Consider the following 18,450-nt stretch of genomic DNA (forward strand, 5'->3'; position numbering starts at 1 on the left):
AAAATCTATGGTATGGGGGGCTTGCTGGCTATAGATGAGTTGAATCTTATTAGGAGATATTGATGGCACGTATTTTACAAATTGAAGATAATAATGATATCCAGAAAATTTTACGAGACTTTTTTTCAGAAGAGCATGAGGTAATCCAAGCATACTCAGGAACCGAGGGCTTGCGGTTATTTGAATCGGAAAATATTGACCTAGTTCTTTTAGACATTATGCTGCCTGGAAAAAGCGGTGAACAAGTTCTTCAAGAAATTCGCAAAGTTAGCTCTGTTCCCATTATCATGCTGACTGCTCTTAGTGATAAGCAGATGATCAGTCAATATTTGCTTGCAGGTGCTAACGATTATATCGTCAAACCTTTTAATCTCGAAGAAGTTTATGCACGGGTGACAGTTCAACTACGTAGTGTAACAAAAAGCCACAATCCAGCAACTACTAAACAGACGGCTTTGTCAATTAAAAATATCACTGTCAATCCCGATACTTTTGAAATTTCTTATTTAGAAAAATCTGTACGATTAGGAAAGAAAGAATTTCAGATTTTACATGCCTTGCTTCAGTACCCTAAGAAAATATTTACCAAAGAAGACTTGTATGAATCGGTTTGGAAAGAGCCTTACTTACCCGGTGATAATACTTTAAATGCGCAGTTAAGCAATCTTCGCAGGAAACTCGCACAGGTTGATGATAGCACAGACTACATTGAAACAATCTGGGGATTAGGTGTTCGACTAAAAGGAGAAGATTGATGATTGTGATCTTATTTTTTGGTTTAAGTCTTGCCTTTATTCTAGCCATAATCTATCTTATACGCTACCATTTGGCAGTGAAATCTCTGAGTCAACAGATTGAAGAAAAAATAAATAATACTAGTCAGAGACGTTTTACATTGAAAAATCAACCTAAAAGTCTCATTGAATTAACAAATAAGATCGAAAACCTATTTGGAAAGATTGAAAAGACAAGCCTTATAGCTCTTCAGGAAAAGAAAACCTTAGATATGGCTATTAGTAACATTGCCCATGATATTCGAACACCCTTGACCATTGCTAGCGGTTATACTCAAAAAAGTCTGCATAAGGAAACAGTTGATGCAGCCGATTTGGAAAAAATTTCTGAAAATCTGACTATAGTTTCTAAACGTCTTGAAGCTCTTTTGGAATATCGTCGCCTTACAGAAGGAACTATCCGACCGCAGGTACAAAAGATTGCGCTGTCACATCTTGTTACCAAGAGTATTCTTTCATATTACGATATGTTTCAACAGGTTGGTATAACGCTTGATTTGCAGATTGAGGAAAAGATTCCATTTGAGACAGATCCTGAGATTTTTGAACGTTTTTTTCAAAATATTATTAGTAATATTCTTAAACACGGCAAAAATCAAGCACAGTTAATCTTGAAGAAAACAGATCAAAAAATTGTTCTGCAAACCAAAAATATCGTCCGGCAGCCCATCCAGCATTTGGATCAGCTGACAACACGTTTTTATACAGAAAACATGTCAGATACGGAAAAATCTTCAGGCCTGGGACTTTATATCACACAGCATTTAGTGGACATTTTAGGCGGAGAATTGATTTTAACAACTGAAGGGAATTGGTTTATTTTAACTGTAACGCTATAAAAAAAGAATCATTGTGCATTATTATATTTTATGCACAATGATTCTTTTTATAAGTCTTGCTTTTTAAAAAGAATTAAACCAAATAATGCAAAGATGACGATAAATCCGAGAGCAACTAAAGTCGAATTTTGTGCAACAGTTGCATCACTTGCAAGGACAAAGTTGAAATTTAAGCCAAAGTACTTAAATAGTTCTATTTTAGGGAAGAAAACGGCAGGGAGGCCCAAGACGGCAGTCCCAAGAATAAAACTTACAAAGATAGCTACAATTGAGTGAGTCATATAAAGAGCAAAGGTAGCGATGCTGGCCCATGCAATACTGCATAGCAGTTGGATAAGGACTGTTACTGCAAAATGTGCAGCGAAATTATGGGGTGCTGTACCCAGACCATGAACGATTGTTCCCAAAATGAAAGCTAGTGCATATGAGAGGATAAACTGACTAAATGAGATAGCAATAATGACAGAAGCTTTCGCAAAGAAATAACCGGTTCGCGACACACCGCAAGTAATACTATTTTTATATAATTTTTGATTTAAATCCACACCAACAACGATAGCAATAATAATTAAGATAAACAACACTGTAGTAGAAATATTATTCGAGCAATTGACAAGAGCTTTAAAACCAGTCCAAGTAGTTTTTACTTTTTGTGGAGGCTGGATACCAACGTGCCCTGTATCTCCAAAAAAAACACCAGAAATAATATTTAATATTAGAAAAAATTCTGAAATCCAAAAACCTTTGGAGCGAAATAGACGATAGAAATCAGCTTGAATTGTGTGTAACATAACGAACTCTCCTTTCTTTATTATTCTACAATTTGTGTGAAGTAATCTTCTAAATCTTGGCGTTTGTAGTAGATTTCGTCAATATCAACAGCATTTGCAACTAGTTCTTTGACAATGCCTTTGATACTATGAGATTGTCCGAACACATGAATTTCATTGTCCGCGTTAGTGACCTTAATACGATAATTCATTTGATCCTGAAGAATTTGGCTGGCTTCATTGATATGACTGGTCTTTAAAACGATATAGTCTTCGCTTTGGGTATCAAAATCAGCCTTGCTAATTTCCTTGATAATACGACCATTCTCAATAATACCGAACTTAGTAGCCACTTGATAAAGCTCAGATAGGATATGACTGGAAATAATCACTGTCATGTCGTGTTCTTCGTTAAGTTTCTTAATCATGTGCCGAAATTCTTTGATCGCCACGGGATCCAAGCCATTAATTGGTTCGTCTAAGATAAGAAAATCTGGTTTGACAATCAAAGCTATAGCTATACCCAGACGCTGTTTCATACCAAGTGAAAAACCACGAAATTTTTTCTTACCTGTATTGGTAAGGCCAACCAGCGTTAAACTTTCGTCAATCACTTTGTCAGCATTAGGAACATGCCGTGCCTTGCAGTAGTAGTGCAGATTTTGTCGGGCAGTCAAATGATTAAGTGCAACAGGTGTCTCAATCACAGAACCGACACGCTTAAGAGCGTGTGTCCATTCGCTCTGGGTGCTAGAACCAAAGACTGAAACACTTCCCTGACTTGGTTGAATAAGCTTTGTAATGACTTTGATGAGAGTTGTCTTACCTGCACCATTTTTACCAATTAGCCCATAAATCTCACCTTTTTGAATGGTAAGATTAACATTATCAAGCGCTAATTGTTGTCCATATCGTTTGGACAAGTGTTTGATTTCAAGTACCTTTTTCATAATTTATTTGCCTCCTTTTTTAATTAATCAAACTGTAGTATTTCTTTTTACACTTTAAGTATAGAACTTGAAAATCAAATAAATATCAATTAATTCTCAAATATCTCTAAAAAATTGCCTTAAATAAAAGGTTATCGTATCTTTCCGAAAAACTATAATTTTCTTGAAAATAATGTGTAAGTGTGCTATACTTTTAATAATCACAATTATGGAGCTATATTTAAATGAGACGTGAACTCTTACTTGAAAAAATTGATGAACTTAAGGAACTTATGCCTTGGTATGTGCTAGAGTATTATCAATCTAAATTGACAATTCCTTATAGTTTTACGACCTTATACGAATATTTAAAAGAATATCGGCGTTTCTTTGAATGGTTAATCAATTCTGGCGTTTCTGATGCGAATAAACTTGCCGATATTCCGCTGGAAACTTTGGAGCATCTTAGTAAAAAAGATATGGAATCCTTTATTCTTTATTTACGAGAACGAACTCTTTTAAACACTAAAAACAAACGTCAAGGTGTTTCTCAGACAACGATAAACCGCACACTTTCAGCCTTATCAAGCCTTTATAAATACTTGACTGAGGAAGTTGAAAATGCTGATGGTGAACCTTATTTTTATCGAAATGTCATGAAAAAGGTATCAACTAAAAAGAAAAAGGAAACATTGGCCGCACGAGCTGAGAATATTAAACAAAAGCTCTTTTTAGGCAATGAAACAATGGAATTTTTAGAATATGTGGATTGTGAATATGAACACAAACTTTCTAAACGCGCTCTTTCCTCTTTTCGAAAAAATAAAGAAAGAGATTTGGCAATTATTGCTTTGCTGCTAGCATCTGGAGTTCGTCTTTCAGAGGCTGTTAACCTTGATCTTAAGGATGTTAATCTCAATATGATGATTATTGAAGTTACCCGTAAGGGCGGCAAACACGATTCGGTCAATGTCGCTGGTTTCGCTAAACCTTATTTAGAAAACTACATTACTATCAGACGGGGGCGCTACAAGGCTGAAAAGACTGATCTAGCTTTCTTTTTATCCGAATATCGTGGTGTTCCTAATCGCATGGATGCTTCTTCTATTGAAAAAATGGTTGCTAAATATTCGCAAGATTTCAAAATCCGCGTCACTCCCCACAAACTAAGACACACGCTTGCAACTAGATTATACGATGCTACCAAATCACAAGTTTTGGTCAGTCATCAATTAGGTCATGCTTCTACTCAAGTAACAGACCTTTATACTCATATCGTTAATGATGAACAAAAAAATGCTTTAGATAAATTATAACATAACTATATTTATGTAAATATATATTAAAATGACTTGATTTCCCATACCTCATAGTTAGTATAGCTATGTAAAAAGGTTTGGGGAACTTTTGAGGCAGGAGCATGAAAACATATATGTCTATACCCGTGGTGCTAGCTAGTTAATTTCAAAATACAATAAAAAGCCCAAATAGACTATACTGTAAGTGTCTAAACAGACAGGAGGTAGTCTAATTCCTAATCTGACCTGCACTCTAAAAGTTGGACAGAAAATCTAACGATAGGGGTGTTTTTTGATGAAATTAACGTATATGAAAAGACTTTCAAATCACTTGACAAACTTGAAAAAGCCATCACTAATTACATTTTTTATTACAACAATAAACGAATCAAGACAAAACTAAAAGGACTCAGTCCTTGTGCTACAGGACTAAATCCTTTCAATAATTTCTTGTCCAACTTTTTGGAGTCAGTACATTAATCTTCTAGAACTCTTTATATAGATAAATTTTCTTTAATCAAAATCAATGGTAACAGAAACATTTTGTACAGGGACATCGTAGAAAGGATCTTCACGACGCCCCAAGAAATCTTTTGCTTGTTGCGGGAAAGAAGCGTAACTTAAAACATCTTCTTCACTTCTTGCATATTCAGCAATTTCCTGTCTAAGTTTAGGTAATTGAGGCTCGATTAAATCTGCTGGACGAACAGTAATCACTTCTTCATTCCCAATGATTTTTTCTTTAATATCATCGGCAATGGCTGCAGGTGGACGCCCATAAAGTCCACGGACATAATCCTTAATTTCGTTAGGAACAACCTTATAACGTTCATCAGAGATAATGTTCAGTAGAGATTGTGTCCCAACCATTTGCGATAAAGGTGTAACCAATGGCGGATAGCCCAAATCGGCTCTAACACGAGGAACTTCGGCCAACACTTCTTCATAGCGATTGGCCAATCCCTGTTCTGTTAATTGACTAAGCAAATTAGACAACATACCACCTGGAACTTGATAAATCAAAGTTTTAGGCTCAACATCCTTAACCTTAGGATTTAAAAGACCTTCTGCACGATAATGATCACGGATAGTATTGAAGTGAGCTGCTGCTGTCTCAACTTTCTGTAGATCAACACCTGTTTCAAAACCAAGTTCTTCTAAAGCGATAACTATAGATTCTGTCGCTGGTTGACTAGTTCCGCCTGCAAAGGAAGATACAGCAGTATCAATAATATCAGCACCAGCTTCTGCAACCTTAAGATAAGTCATTTCAGAGATACCACTTGTCGCATGAGTATGTACTTCTAGTGGCAAATCAATCGTTTCTTTGGTACGCTTTACAAGGTCATAACCTGTTTGAGGTGTTAAAACACCAGCCATATCCTTGATACAAATGGAGTCTGCTCCGATTTCAGCATATTCTTTAGATAAATGAACAAAATAATCAACTGTATGAACAGGACTAGTTGTATAAGAAATAGCCACTTGAGCATGTCCGCCAGCTTCCTTAGTAGCACTAACTGCCGTTTGTAGATTACGCGGATCATTCAAAGCATCAAAAATACGGACGATATCAATACCATTTTCAACCGATTTTTGAATGAAAGAGCAAACAACATCATCAGCATAATTGCGGTAGCCCAATAAATTTTGACCACGCAGTAACATCTGCAATTTTGTCTTTTTAACATGTTTACGAATAGTACGCAATCTTTCCCATGGATCCTCGTTTAAAAAACGAAGGCAGGAATCAAAGGTCGCTCCACCCCACATCTCTAAAGCACGATATCCAGCTTCATCCAAAGTTTTAAGAACAGGTAACATTTCTTTAGTTGTCATTCGTGTTGCAATTTGACTTTGCTGCCCGTCTCTTAAAACCGTCTCCATAATATGGATTTTTGTCATTTCTATCCTCCTTTAGTGATTGATTTTGATGAATTTTGCGATAGCTTCTTGCATTTCAATAACACTGTGTTTACGAGAACGGCTACAAACTTTAGCATCGTTTTGGCAAATATAACATTGACGTCCAGGAAAACCGAGTTCCTGACGACTGATTGGCTGCGGTATACCATTAACTAGATGTAAAACATCCAAATCCATCAGACGGCCAATGCTAATTTTTGTCTCAATAGCAATCATCTTCGTTTTCAATTCTGATACAGGAAGGTCAGAAAGGCAATAATATTCCCAGCCAGTTTTTTGATGAACTTCCCTTTCAAAAATAATATGACCCCTTAAATCTTCTTTGACAAGATTAATAATTGACTGAAAAGTTTTATTTAAACTTTCTGAGCTTTTAATTGGACCAGGGATGTTCATGCTAGCACACAGCAAGGATTGACCTTCAAATTTTCGAAGTAAAGACAATTGTCGAAAGCTACGTTGTTCACGAGCTGCCATCATTTCCTCAAGCGTAACTTCTTCTCCCTTAAAAACATCTGTATCAGACATTGCGAACAACATCAATTAAGCTGCCATCACGGTATTCAATAAGCGCTACAATCTTATCACCATATTGAATAGGTTGAGGATTACCAACAATAGCGTAAGCTTTTTCTTTTAACTCTTCAATGGTCAATTGAGGTACTTTCAAATCTTTGAAATATTCAATCAAATCTGGACGATTAGGATTGATAGCGATACCAACTTCTGTTACGACAACATCAACACTTGTACCTGGTGTAATAACAGTATTAACCTTATCAACAAAAGTAGGAATGCGTCCACGAACCAATGGTGAGATAACCAGACTCATTTTAGCAGCAAAAGCTGTATCGCAGTGACCACCTGATGCTCCGCGAATAACCCCATCCGAACCTGTCATAACATTAACATTAAAATTTGTATCAACCTCCAAAGCTGAGAGAACGCAAGTGTCTAATTGATTGATAACAGAACCTTTACTTAATGGCGAAGCATACATATTAGCATCGATTTCATAATGTTTTTCAGCATTACGATCCAAAGATACAGCAGATGGATGGTCGAAATCTTGAACATCGAGGATCTTATCAACCAAACCTTCTTCCAATAGTTCAACCATTGCATTGGTAATACCACCGAGTGCAAAATTAGCTTTGATGTCATCTTTAATCATTTGTTCACGCATAAAACGTGTCACAGCAAGGGAAGCACCTCCAGTACCTGTCTGGAAAGAGAAACCTTCCTTATAGTAAGGAGAGCTTGTAATCACTTTAGCAGCATACTCTGCAATAAGTAATTCCTTAGGGTTCTTAGTATAACGTGTAGCGCCTTTGGCAATGCCTTCTGGATCACCAATAGCATCTACTACTACAATATAATCAACATCTGTTTGCGGGATGCTAATAGGTGTATTAGGATATGGCACCAAAGTATCTGTAACAATGACGACCTGATCAGCATATTTGGCATCAATCATAGCATAACCAAGTGAACCACAGGTTGTTTTTCCTCTAGTTCCGTTAGCGTTACCATAGGCATCTGAACTTGGTGCTCCCAAAAAGGCAACATCAATATGAATATCATCTGTTGCAATAGCACGTGCACGTCCACCATGAGAACGAATAATAACAGGATTTTCCATAATGCCTTCTGAAATAGCGGCACCAACTTTATCACGCAAACCACTTGAAGTAATATTAGTAACAACACCATTTTTAATATGATCAATCAGTGGTTCATGAACATTGGCAATTGAACTTGGAGCGATAGAGATATCCTTAATCCCCATCTTAGCGATTTCATCAAGCACCATATTCATGACATAGTCCCCTTCACGAAAATGATGATGGAAAGAAATAGTCATACCATCTTTGAGCCTTGTTTTTTCAATTGCTTCATGAATAGAAGATAAAAGTTTATCATCACTAGGTTTTACCGGTTTAACTTGTCGGCTGGATTCCTTATAGCTTTTAATATGTGCAAGTTCTCCTTCAAATGCACCATATTGATTGGCATATTTTCGAGGAATATCACGTCCTAATTTATTTTCTGCCATTTGAAATATCCTCCCCAGTAAGTAATCCAGCGGCCTTAGCTAAAGCAATAACACGTTGAGCACGCTCAACAATTGGTTTATCAACCATTTTACCCTGAAGCGAAACAACACCAGAACCTTTGCTTTCAGCCTCATGAATGGCCCAAACAACTTCTTTTGCCTTTTGAATTTCTTTTTCATTTGGAGCGTAAATTGCATTAACCAATGGAATTTGACGAGGGTTGATAACAGATTTACCATCAAATCCAAGTTGCCTAATTAAACGTACTTCATTTTGAAATCCTTCTGGATTATTAACATCAGAATAAACAGTGTCAACTGCTGCGATACCGGCGGCACGAGCAGCATGTAAAATCATATTGCGAGCAAAGAAAAGTTCTTGACCATCAGGATAACGGCGCGTTCTCATATTGGTAACATAATCTTCAGCTCCAAGAGCAATCCCAATTAAACGATCTGATGCTTTAGCAATTGCAAGCGCATTCAAAACTCCTTGGGCAGATTCAATTGCTGCCATCATTTTCGTACGCCCAATTTCGATGTCATTGTTACGCTCTACTCTTTCAATGACATCTTCAACTTCTCTAATATCTTTAGCAGTTTCTGTTTTTGGCAATCGAATAACATCAACACCGGCTATAATAACCGCTTCAATGTCTAAAGCGCCGCAACTATCTAAACTATTGATACGAACAACTGTTTCCACCTTGCTGTAATCAAATGTTTTTAAGGCAAAATGAACTAATGTTCTAGAAGCATCCTTTTCTTTAAGAGAAACAGAATCTTCCAAATCAAACATAATGGAGTCCGCACCATATAAAGGAGCATCTCGCAGCATAGCTGCATTGGCACCGGGAACAAACATCATTGTTCTTCTTAAGCGTTCCATGAGTCAATCTCCTTCCAGTCATAGACTTCTACTTGTGCCGCACGGTGAACGGCTGTAATGGTTCGTGCTTTAATAGTGCAATCTAAAGCGCCTTTGTCAACTGCTTCAACACTTGCTGCTTTAACACCCAAATGTTTCAATGTTTCCTCAATGACTTTACGGATTTGTTGACCAAATTGTTTTTCAACACTGCTTTCTAATTGAACCGTAATGCCTTGAACATCACTAGGATTTACTGTCACCATGATATCGCTAGATTCTAACGAACCAGCAACAGCTGTTTGTTTAATATCCATATTTTTTACCTCATATTTTTTGGATAGGCGGCGCTGGCAGGAATGAATCCCACAGGTGTCGCGTTATTCTAAAATTAACATAGTTTTAATTATTGACTGGAAAAATTTTGATTAAAAGTTCAGCAACAATATATAAAATACCTAAAACAATAAAGACACCAGCCATACCCAAGCCCATTAATTCAAAGGCTTGAAGGAGATCATTCGTATTCATATCTTTTTTATCCTTCTTTTTTTCTGTTGTATTCTTAGCTAAAGAATGACAGAAGTAAGCCACCTGCGATAACAGAAGCAATCTGTCCTGAAACATTAGCACCTACTGCATACATCAAAACAAAGTTTTGAGGATCTTCATCGGTTGCCATCTTTTGGATAACACGACTGGACATTGGAAAAGCTGAAATCCCAGCTGCACCAATCATTGGGTTGATTTTTTCCTTACGAAAAAGATTTACAATTTTAGCAAAAACAACACCGCCAACAGAGTCCATAATGAATGCTACTAAACCAAACAAGATAATAAGTAAGGTTTGCACATTAAGAAAAAGGTCGGCCCGCATTTTTACAGAGATAGTTAAACCGAGCAAAATACTAACAATATTAACTAACTCATTTTGTGCTGTTTGCGATAGACGATCCAAAACACCACATTCACGTAAAAGATTACCAAACATTAAGAAACCGACCAGCGGCAAGGAAATTGGAGCAATAAATCCTGCTACAATAGTAATAACAATAGGAAACAGAATTTTCGTCATTTTAGAAACATTTTCTGCCTTATAAGTCATACGAATCTTACGTTCCTTTTTAGTTGTTACCAACTTAATAGCAAATGGTTGAATAATTGGTACCAAAGCCATGTAAGAATAGGCAGCAACTGTTATGGGACCCAATAGTTTTGGTGCTAGTTGGTTAGCAACAAAGATTGATGTTGGACCATCTGCTGCACCGATAATACCAATTGAAGCGGCTTCTTTGATATCAAAGCCAGCCATAACAGCTACGACGACGACAAAGAAAATCCCAAATTGAGCTGCTGCACCAAAGAGCAGCATAAAAGGATTTTGAAGTAGAGGGCCAAAGTCAATCATGGCACCGATTCCGATAAAAATTAAAAGCGGAAAAAGTTCTGTATTGATTCCGAATTTGAAGAGAATATCAAAGATTCCCTCTTGTTTAACGCCGTTAATAACCTGAGTTAGGACACCTGTACCGGGAAAATTCACTAAAAGTGTACCAAGTCCCATAGGTATCAATAAGGTTGGTTCATATTCTTTTTTAATTCCTAAATACATTAAAACAGCCCCGATGACCATCATAATTATTTGAGGGATAGTAATGGATATTATTCCTGAAATTAAAGTTTCCACAAACTCACTTCCTTCTACTTAATTAAGCAATTGTAATTAAGTTATCACCAGCATCAACCGCCTGCCCCGAACTAACATGAATAGCAGAAACAGTACCTGCCATGCCAGCAACAATTTCATTTTCCATTTTCATCGCTTCTAGAATCATCAAAGGCTGATTTTCAGAAACAGTGTCACCAACATTAACAAGAACCTTTAAAATAGTTCCAGGCATTGGAGCTGGCATCGTATTAGCAGCAGAGGCTGTTGCAGCTGGTGATGGTGTCTGGGACTGTTGTTTTTGATCTGATGCTGCCCTCGTGTTTTCTGTTGTAGGAGTGATGGGGGTAGCTGCTGGTACTGAACTTTCACTGATTTCCTCCATTTCAACTAAGTATTCTTTACCATCAATCGAGATTTTAAATTTACGCAACATTAATCAACAACCTCCTCTTTATTTCTTTTTATAAATACGTTTAACCGTTAACTGACAATCCGTTGATTCGCCAGCCGCAATACTGGCAGCAATCAATGAAACCCTTAAGCTTTCAGGATTGCGCTGTAAAATTTTTTTGACAACAAATTGCCTATTGGGGTGATCTTCAGCTGCAATAGCTGTTGCGATAAGACTGACTGTTTGATAATCGACTTCATCTGCAGGAATAAAAGCCGAAATAGGCTCCCATTCAGATTGAAAAGAATTTGCAGCCTTTTCCTTTTTACTATCGTTGTTTTTTTCAATAGGATCCTGTAATTTATTGAAAAATCGCGTAAAAATTCCCATACTCTTCCCCTTTCTTATCTTATAATATAATAATAACAAATAAAAAGTCATCTGCCCAATCAAATTTTCTAACTCTATTATATAATGGATTCTAAGTTTTTTTGGGATTTTTTGTGTTCTTTTTGAAGGCCTTTTTAAAATGTTTTTTTTGTGTTCTTCTTAAAGAAGATCGTTTTATTTTTAAGCGCTTTCATTTATACTAGTCTTAGACAAATTTAATAACCTTCTTTTTAGATTCTGTGATGTTCATTGGGTTTTAATTAAAAAGACTAATAAAAAAGGAGAGACACATTATGTTGCTAACAATTCTAGCTTATGCTATGATTATTGTCTTCATGTACGTTGTTATGAAGAAGAAAATGTCGCCTTTTACGGCACTGATTATAGTTCCTTTAGTAGCTGTCATTATTGTTATCTTAACAAATTCTGCAAACTTTACAGCTGATAAAAGTTTCGTTGAATTTTTGGGAGGCGATAAAATTTCCCATAATTTAACAGCTATTGGGCCTATGGTATTATATGGAATTAATAATACCGCTCAAACAGGAATTATGCTTCTATTTGCTATCTTATATTTCTCATTAATGCTGGATGCAGGGCTGTTCGATCCGATTACTGAAAAAATGATTCGCTTTGCTAAGGGCGATCCAATGAAAGTTTTGATAGCTACCGCTATCGTTTCCGCTGCTGTTTCTCTTAATGGCGACGGAACTACAACTACTCTTATTTGCTGTTCTGCCTTTCTGCCAATCTATAAAAAACTCAATATGAAAATTATGAATCTTGGTGTTTTGATTATTCTTCAAAATACTATTATGAACCTACTTCCTTGGGGCGGACCAACTGCTCGGGCTATGTCTGTTTTAAACGTTGGTTCTGAAATATTAGGCTATCTAGCACCCGGTATGATTTTATCCCTACTTTATGTTATCTTCTTCGTCGCTAGAAGCATGGGTAAAAAAGAACGCAAACGTTTAGGTGTTACTGAATTATCTGACAAAGAAATAACAGAATTAATCACTGTTAACGATCCTGATACACTTAAAATTCGTCGACCTCAAAATTTTTGGTTTAATGGTATTTTGACACTTATCTTAATTGCTTGGTTAGTTGCTGGTTCTTTCATTTCGGCTATTGAAATGCCTTCACTTCTTCTCTTTGCATTAGGAACTTGTATTGCTTTAATGGTCAACTACCCTAATTTGAAAGAACAATCAAAACGAATTAGTGAAAATGCTGGTGATGCTGTTCAAGTTGTTATCCTTGTCTTCGCTGCAGGTATCTTCATGGGACTTTTCCAAGGTTCTGGTATGGCTGGGGCTCTAGCACAAAGCTTTACAACTATCATTCCTAAACAACTGGCTGGCTTCTGGGGCTTAGTCATCGCCTTTATCTCTGCTCCTGGTACATTTTTCCTTTCAAATGATGGCTTTTATTATGGTATTATGCCAGTCTTGGCGGAAGCTGGTGCTAAATATGGATTTGACAATGTTGCTATGGCTTTAGCCTCATTGATGGGACAAGCTTTTCACTTATTGAGTCCATTAGTTGCCTTTATTTATCTACTTCTTCGCTTAACGGGCTTAGACATGGGCGAATGGCAAAGAGAGTCTGCTAAATATGCACTGGTTGTCTTCATCATCTTTGTGGTGACAATTCTTATCGTGGGACGTCTACCATTTTATATTCCACAATAAGAAAATCACACTTATCCTAAAGAGGGTTAGGGAGCAAGTTTATTTCCTAGCTCTTTTACTTGTAATATTAGTAAGAGAGTGGGGCAGACTAGACTATTGCTGTGTAACCATCTAGTCTGTTTCAGCCAATTAATCCATTATTATTTTATAAATTAAATCATCAAGAAACGAGCCTTTTCGTCATTAATTTAGGTATAATGAAGTTATTATTAAAAACTAGGAGTTAACCATGAACGCATCAGTTATAACTGCTGTAAAAAATAATTTAGATTTATCACAAAATGTTCCTTTAAAAGTTGCTTTTTATGAAGCTTTAAGGAAGACCATCATTCTTAGTGAAATTCCAGCAGGCTGTCGCATTAACGAAAAAGAACTTGCTTCTGCTCTTAATATTAGTCGGACACCTATCCGCTATGCACTGGGGGTTTTAGAAGAAGAAAAACTTGTTGAACATATTCCCAAACGCGGCATTGTTGTTCGTGGCATTTCTTTAAAAGATGCTATTGAAATTTTTGATATCCGAAAGGCTTTAGACACTCTGGCAGCTACCAAGGCAATGTATTTAATGACTGATAAAGATTTTGCAGATATGAAAAAAATTCTAACTGACTGTGAAGATTTTATTGAAGATGGTGATATCGAAACTATTTTAGATAATTTCAATCAATTTAACGATCTGATTTATCGAAAAAGTCAAATGTTGCGCCTACGAGAGATCGTTACCGAATTACAGACTTATTTGAGATATTTTCGAGAAATATCAATTGCTTCTGTAGAACGGCGTAAGCGAGCTTTGAAAGAACATTGGATTATCTATCGTGGTATGCGCAATAAGGATGTCGAGCAAATTACTCTTATCACCCATGAGCACTTGAATGCTTCTCTTGACTTTATTCTTCAACAAATGGAAAGTAAGTAAGACCAATGCAGACTAAAGAAAAGCTTGCTTCTTTGAGCTATTTAGCAGTCAAATCACTGCTTTATGAATTGAATCTAACACCTAAACCTGGTTTAGTAGATTGTCATAATAACGGCGCTCACAATGACATGGATTTTTATACCTTTCTTGATAGTATATTATCCTTATCTCCGTTTTTTAAAAAATATATTGAAGTAGGGTGGCTCTATCATAATGAAAGTCCACAATATCTGTTTAATCAACTCAGAAAACTTGGCATAGAAGCTGAGGCTGCTATGTTTTCTGCAACTGAGAAAGTCAATACTCATAAAGGCATTAATTTCTCTTTTGCTCTGCTTTTAGGAGCAACCGGCAGTTATTTGGCTAAACACATTGAACTGATCCAAGAAAAAAGACGCTTTATGCCTCAAGATAGTCTGACTATCTGTCATTTGGCAGGGGAAATGAGTATGCATTTAATTCAAAATGATTTAAGCCATGTGGAGACTAAAAGAAACCTTACATATGGTGAGAAATTATTTTTACAATATGGTCTTAAAGGCCTTAGAGGTGAGGCATCCCAAGGTTATCCAAGCCTTACTCAAAAAGCCCTTCCTTTTTTTAGAAATGAATTACTGAAAAAACAGGATATCCAAATAAGCCAGCTTAAGCTCTTGCTCTATCTGATGACGTTTATTGAAGACAGCAATATTATTCATCGAGGGGGTATTAAGTCTTGGAAAAAAGTCCAACAAGAAGCTCAAACTTTATTAGAAAAAGATTTACCTCCTTATCAACTAAAAGAACAGCTTAATTCTTACAATCAAATATTAACTGATCGTCATTTAAGTCCCGGCGGTGCTGCTGATTTACTCTCACTAACACTTTATTTTGCCTTTTTAGAACAGCTGATTTAAGCCGTTTCATCTCTGTTAGAATATTACATTTTATTAAGCAAATGCTATAAATGAATTGAGGTTATGGTTTATTCTAACAAAGAGTTCTGAGATCCTGCCTATTTAAACAGTGTGAAGCTTTCTCTAGTAAAGGATCTATCACTGATATCTGCAATTTATTTTAAAGGAGTAAACCATGTCAACTTCTCATCCCATTTCAAAAATTTATTTTTCTGATAAAAAAAGCCTTCAAAAAGTTGATATTTTATTAGAACAAGAAGGCATACGCCGTGATACTAACTTAGATTATATTTGTGCCATGTTTGATGATGACTTAAATATCATTGCGACAGGAAGTTGTTTTGGCAATACTCTTCGTTGTTTAAGTGTAGATCATCATTATCAAGGTGATGGTTTGCTTAATGAAATTGTCACGCATTTAATTAATATTCAATTTGAACGCGGTAATACACATCTTTTTCTTTATACTAAACCTGATACTGCAAAATTCTTTAAAGACTTGGGTTTTTACGAAATTGCCAGAGCCGATAAGCAAATTATTTTTATGGAAAATAAAAAAGATGGTTTTAGTAATTATTTAAAAAATCTTGAAAAACCTGATAGCGAGTGCCAAACTACTGCTGCTCTCGTTATCAACGCCAATCCTTTTACTTTAGGCCATCAGTATTTGGTTGAAAAAGCCGCTGCTGAAAATGAACTCTTGCATCTTTTTATGGTCAGCGACGATAGTAGCCTCATCCCTTTTTCAGTTAGAAAACAATTGATTTTAGCTGGAACAGAGCATCTATCAAATATTTGCTATCATGAAACGGGTCCTTATATCATCAGCAAATCAATCTTTCCTAGCTATTTTCAAAAAGATCAGGCATCAGTCATTGAAAGTCAGGCACGCATTGATCTAGCTATTTTCATTCAAATTGCAAAATACCTTGGTATCAAAGGGCGTTATGTCGGTAAGGAACCAACAAGTCTGGTGACTGGTATTTATAATCAAATCATGCTTCAAGAGCTGCCTAAGCAAGCTATTGATTGCATAGTTGTTCCTCGTAAGACCTACAAAGACGGTCCTATTAGTGCTTCTACTGTCCGCAAGGCGCTTAAAGAAGGAAATGAGCAAATCTTAAGAGAACTGCTTCCATCAACAAGTTTGAATTATTTCCTAAGTCCTGAAGCACAGCCGCTTATTAAAAAAATTCAAAAAGCAGATAATGTCATTCATTATTAATTAGAATCCCCTCAATAAACAGCAAAAAGTAAGTGAACGGAACAGAATAGATGATTACTGTGCAATTATCCACAAAATAGTGTAAATCTAATAAGATTACATTCTTTAGCGGATGATTACGCAACAATCATAGCTGTTTGTCCCAGCCACTTACCTTCTTTTAGTAACATAAACCTGTGTTCCTTGATCAATCTGACTTTCGATATTAATATCTAACTCAAGATTATTAAGCACCTTTTTAGCCATATAAAGACCAAGACCAGTGGCTTTTTGGTGTTCATGACCATTATATCCTGTAAAGCCTTCTTCAAAAAGTCTGGGAATATCTTCCTTTAGAATTCCTATGCCAGTATCCTTGATAAGTATTTGATTTTCCTTAATCTTAATGGTGATCTGCCCACCCTTTTTATTATATTTAATGGCATTATCAAGAATTTGAGAAAAGACAAAACTTAACCATTTTTTATCGGATTTTATTTCCCAATCGCCATCAATTGTCAAAGAAAGGTTCTTTTGCAAGAAGAAAACTTGATTTTTCTTAATCAAATCAATCAGAATATTACGAATCTGACACTTTTCAAAACGAAAATCGCTTTGATTTTGACTGAACTTAAGGTAGTTCAAAAGACGAGAAAGATCGTTTTCTAACCTTAACAATTGTCTCTGAACATCTTCTTTATCTAAATGCCCCGTTTGAGCCATTAAAGATAGTGCTGAAATAGGAACTTTCATCTGATGGGACCACAATTTAATCAGCTGCTGCAGCTGTTCTTCCTGCGTTTTATGCTGTAAATTAATGTCAGACTGTTCCTGCAGCAGTTTTTTAAGAATTTCTTTATAAACAAGATCACTTGGTGCAGTTAACATAGTTAAATTCCTTGGTTCTTTTACATAAATAAAATGATGCAAATTTTTTAATTTTTGGTGGAACCGCCAGTATAAAATGAGACTAGTTATCAGTAAAATTGTTAAACTGAGGATTAAACTATTGATAAAATAGACGAGAGGCAGATGATAAAGATAAAAAGTCAGTAAAAAAGCAAGACTAACAATCGCATAATTTAAATACCAAATACTATATTCTCTCAAATAAGATCTTATCATTTAATTAAATACCCTACTCCTCTTACTGTATGAATCTTATCAAAACTTACTGATAGAACCTTTTTACGAAGACGTGTCATATTAACACTAAGCGTGTTTTGATCAATAAATTCCTCTCCCTCCCATAGTCGGTTGAGAAGAGCTTCCTTAGTGACAACCTCTCCTTTATAATCAATAAGTAAGGAAAGAATTTTCGTTTCTGTTGGAGTCAATTGGATAGTCTCTTGTCTTTCTAAATTTGAGAATACACCATCTAACGTTAATTCAAACTCTTCAATTTGATGGCCTTGCTTAGTGAACTCGTTAGCACGGCGCAAGAAAGCAGCGATTTTGGCATCCAAAATAGGCAGCGAGAAAGGCTTGCTCAAAAAATCATCACCTCCCATATTCATAGCCATTACTGCATTCATTTCTTCATCAGCACTGGAAATAAAGATAATGGGCATGGTCATGCTCTTTCTGATTTCAGTAGTCCAATAAAAGCCATTGAAATAGGGCAAAGTAATATCCATCAGAATTAAATCGGGTTTAAATTCTTTAACTTCTTGCAAGATAGCCCTAAAGTTATCAACGCTTTTAACTTGATAGTGTTGTCCCAAATGATTCTTTAAAAGATTGACAATGGTTGTATCATCTTCAACCAAGTAAATTTTTTCTTGCTTTAGCATAACTTTATTCT

Annotated in this window: 20 protein-coding genes and 1 pseudogene; 8 read left to right on the forward strand and 13 right to left on the reverse strand. The window is 35.9% G+C overall.

The genetic code is table 11. The features are described 5' to 3' along the window. Positions 1 to 62: 62 nt before the first annotated feature. On the forward strand, positions 63 to 755 hold the full coding sequence (locus FNL60_RS05575; RefSeq protein ID WP_002262300.1) for a response regulator transcription factor: 693 nt from the start codon (positions 63 to 65) through the stop codon (positions 753 to 755). Then, a complete protein-coding gene (locus tag FNL60_RS05580; protein ID WP_002265019.1) occupies positions 755 to 1,633 on the forward strand; it encodes a sensor histidine kinase in 879 nt (292 codons plus the stop codon). The genes FNL60_RS05575 and FNL60_RS05580 overlap by 1 nt, the downstream gene beginning before the upstream one ends. A 47-nt stretch (positions 1,634 to 1,680) precedes the next feature. Here the strand turns inward: FNL60_RS05580 and FNL60_RS05585 are convergent, their stop codons facing one another. After that, positions 1,681 to 2,424: an ABC transporter permease gene (locus FNL60_RS05585; RefSeq protein ID WP_002279940.1), complete on the reverse strand. Its 744-nt coding sequence runs from the start codon at positions 2,422 to 2,424 to the stop codon at positions 1,681 to 1,683. Between the two features lie 20 nt (positions 2,425 to 2,444). Continuing rightward, positions 2,445 to 3,353, reverse strand: coding sequence for an ABC transporter ATP-binding protein (locus tag FNL60_RS05590; RefSeq protein WP_002265017.1), 909 nt, complete (start codon positions 3,351 to 3,353; stop codon positions 2,445 to 2,447). Positions 3,354 to 3,577: 224 nt separating this feature from the next. Here FNL60_RS05590 and xerS point away from each other — a divergent pair, with 224 nt between their 5' ends. Together xerS and FNL60_RS05600 are read left to right on the forward strand one after the other, a co-directional pair. Further along, positions 3,578 to 4,648: a tyrosine recombinase XerS gene (gene xerS, locus FNL60_RS05595; protein WP_002279939.1), complete on the forward strand. Its 1,071-nt coding sequence runs from the start codon at positions 3,578 to 3,580 to the stop codon at positions 4,646 to 4,648. Between the two features lie 291 nt (positions 4,649 to 4,939). Next, a pseudogene (locus FNL60_RS05600) lies at positions 4,940 to 5,076 on the forward strand (IS3 family transposase); the annotation flags it as partial. A gap of 67 nt (positions 5,077 to 5,143) precedes the next feature. Here FNL60_RS05600 and FNL60_RS05605 read toward each other — a convergent pair. The 9 genes from FNL60_RS05605 to FNL60_RS05640 all read right to left on the reverse strand — a co-directional run bounded on the left by FNL60_RS05605 (position 5,144) and on the right by FNL60_RS05640 (position 11,930). Further along, positions 5,144 to 6,535, reverse strand: coding sequence for an oxaloacetate decarboxylase subunit alpha (locus tag FNL60_RS05605; protein ID WP_002280284.1), 1,392 nt, complete (start codon positions 6,533 to 6,535; stop codon positions 5,144 to 5,146). Positions 6,536 to 6,547: 12 nt separating this feature from the next. After that, positions 6,548 to 7,084, reverse strand: a complete 537-nt coding sequence (citX, locus tag FNL60_RS05610) for a citrate lyase holo-[acyl-carrier protein] synthase (protein WP_002270837.1) — start codon at positions 7,082 to 7,084, stop codon at positions 6,548 to 6,550. Further along, the gene (gene citF, locus FNL60_RS05615) at positions 7,077 to 8,612 is read right to left on the reverse strand and encodes a citrate lyase subunit alpha (protein ID WP_002280283.1); all 1,536 of its coding nucleotides are present in this window, start codon (positions 8,610 to 8,612) and stop codon (positions 7,077 to 7,079) included. The genes citX and citF overlap by 8 nt, the downstream gene beginning before the upstream one ends. Continuing rightward, positions 8,599 to 9,501, reverse strand: a complete 903-nt coding sequence (gene citE / locus FNL60_RS05620; RefSeq protein WP_002280282.1) for a citrate (pro-3S)-lyase subunit beta — start codon at positions 9,499 to 9,501, stop codon at positions 8,599 to 8,601. Before citE ends, citF begins: the two co-directional genes overlap by 14 nt. Further along, entirely contained in the window at positions 9,489 to 9,797 is a 309-nt protein-coding gene (gene citD, locus FNL60_RS05625; protein WP_002263227.1) for a citrate lyase acyl carrier protein, read from the reverse strand. Before citD ends, citE begins: the two co-directional genes overlap by 13 nt. Before the next feature lie 85 nt (positions 9,798 to 9,882). Next, positions 9,883 to 10,011 (reverse strand): OadG-related small transporter subunit, encoded by a 129-nt coding sequence (locus tag FNL60_RS10560; RefSeq protein ID WP_002263228.1) that lies wholly within the window; start codon positions 10,009 to 10,011, stop codon positions 9,883 to 9,885. Positions 10,012 to 10,045: 34 nt separating this feature from the next. Next, complete coding sequence (locus FNL60_RS05630) at positions 10,046 to 11,167, reverse strand: sodium ion-translocating decarboxylase subunit beta (protein WP_002267374.1); 1,122 nt, start codon at positions 11,165 to 11,167, stop codon at positions 10,046 to 10,048. A 22-nt stretch (positions 11,168 to 11,189) separates the two neighbouring features. Continuing rightward, the gene (locus FNL60_RS05635) at positions 11,190 to 11,582 is read right to left on the reverse strand and encodes an acetyl-CoA carboxylase biotin carboxyl carrier protein subunit (RefSeq protein ID WP_002265080.1); all 393 of its coding nucleotides are present in this window, start codon (positions 11,580 to 11,582) and stop codon (positions 11,190 to 11,192) included. Between the two features lie 18 nt (positions 11,583 to 11,600). Then, positions 11,601 to 11,930, reverse strand: coding sequence for a hypothetical protein (locus tag FNL60_RS05640; protein ID WP_002263231.1), 330 nt, complete (start codon positions 11,928 to 11,930; stop codon positions 11,601 to 11,603). Positions 11,931 to 12,223: 293 nt separating this feature from the next. On the opposite strand from FNL60_RS05640, the gene FNL60_RS05645 reads away from it, so the two are divergent. From FNL60_RS05645 to citC, 4 genes are all read left to right on the forward strand, one after another. Further along, complete coding sequence (locus FNL60_RS05645) at positions 12,224 to 13,627, forward strand: CitMHS family transporter (protein WP_002263232.1); 1,404 nt, start codon at positions 12,224 to 12,226, stop codon at positions 13,625 to 13,627. A gap of 229 nt (positions 13,628 to 13,856) precedes the next feature. After that, the gene (locus FNL60_RS05650; RefSeq protein ID WP_002269136.1) at positions 13,857 to 14,546 is read left to right on the forward strand and encodes a GntR family transcriptional regulator; all 690 of its coding nucleotides are present in this window, start codon (positions 13,857 to 13,859) and stop codon (positions 14,544 to 14,546) included. A 5-nt stretch (positions 14,547 to 14,551) separates the two neighbouring features. Further along, positions 14,552 to 15,442 carry a triphosphoribosyl-dephospho-CoA synthase CitG gene (gene citG / locus FNL60_RS05655; protein WP_002265082.1) on the forward strand — a complete coding sequence of 297 codons (891 nt, stop codon included), beginning with the start codon at positions 14,552 to 14,554 and terminating at the stop codon, positions 15,440 to 15,442. A 175-nt stretch (positions 15,443 to 15,617) separates the two neighbouring features. Next, the gene (gene citC / locus FNL60_RS05660) at positions 15,618 to 16,667 is read left to right on the forward strand and encodes a [citrate (pro-3S)-lyase] ligase (RefSeq protein WP_002280281.1); all 1,050 of its coding nucleotides are present in this window, start codon (positions 15,618 to 15,620) and stop codon (positions 16,665 to 16,667) included. Between the two features lie 150 nt (positions 16,668 to 16,817). Here the strand turns inward: citC and FNL60_RS05665 are convergent, their stop codons facing one another. Continuing rightward, entirely contained in the window at positions 16,818 to 17,771 is a 954-nt protein-coding gene (locus tag FNL60_RS05665) for a sensor histidine kinase (protein ID WP_002280280.1), read from the reverse strand. Then, entirely contained in the window at positions 17,768 to 18,439 is a 672-nt protein-coding gene (locus FNL60_RS05670; RefSeq protein WP_002263237.1) for a DNA-binding response regulator, read from the reverse strand. The genes FNL60_RS05665 and FNL60_RS05670 overlap by 4 nt, the downstream gene beginning before the upstream one ends. Between the last annotated feature and the right edge of the window lie 11 nt (positions 18,440 to 18,450).

Source organism: Streptococcus mutans, from assembly GCF_006739205.1.
GTDB lineage: Bacteria > Bacillota > Bacilli > Lactobacillales > Streptococcaceae > Streptococcus > Streptococcus mutans.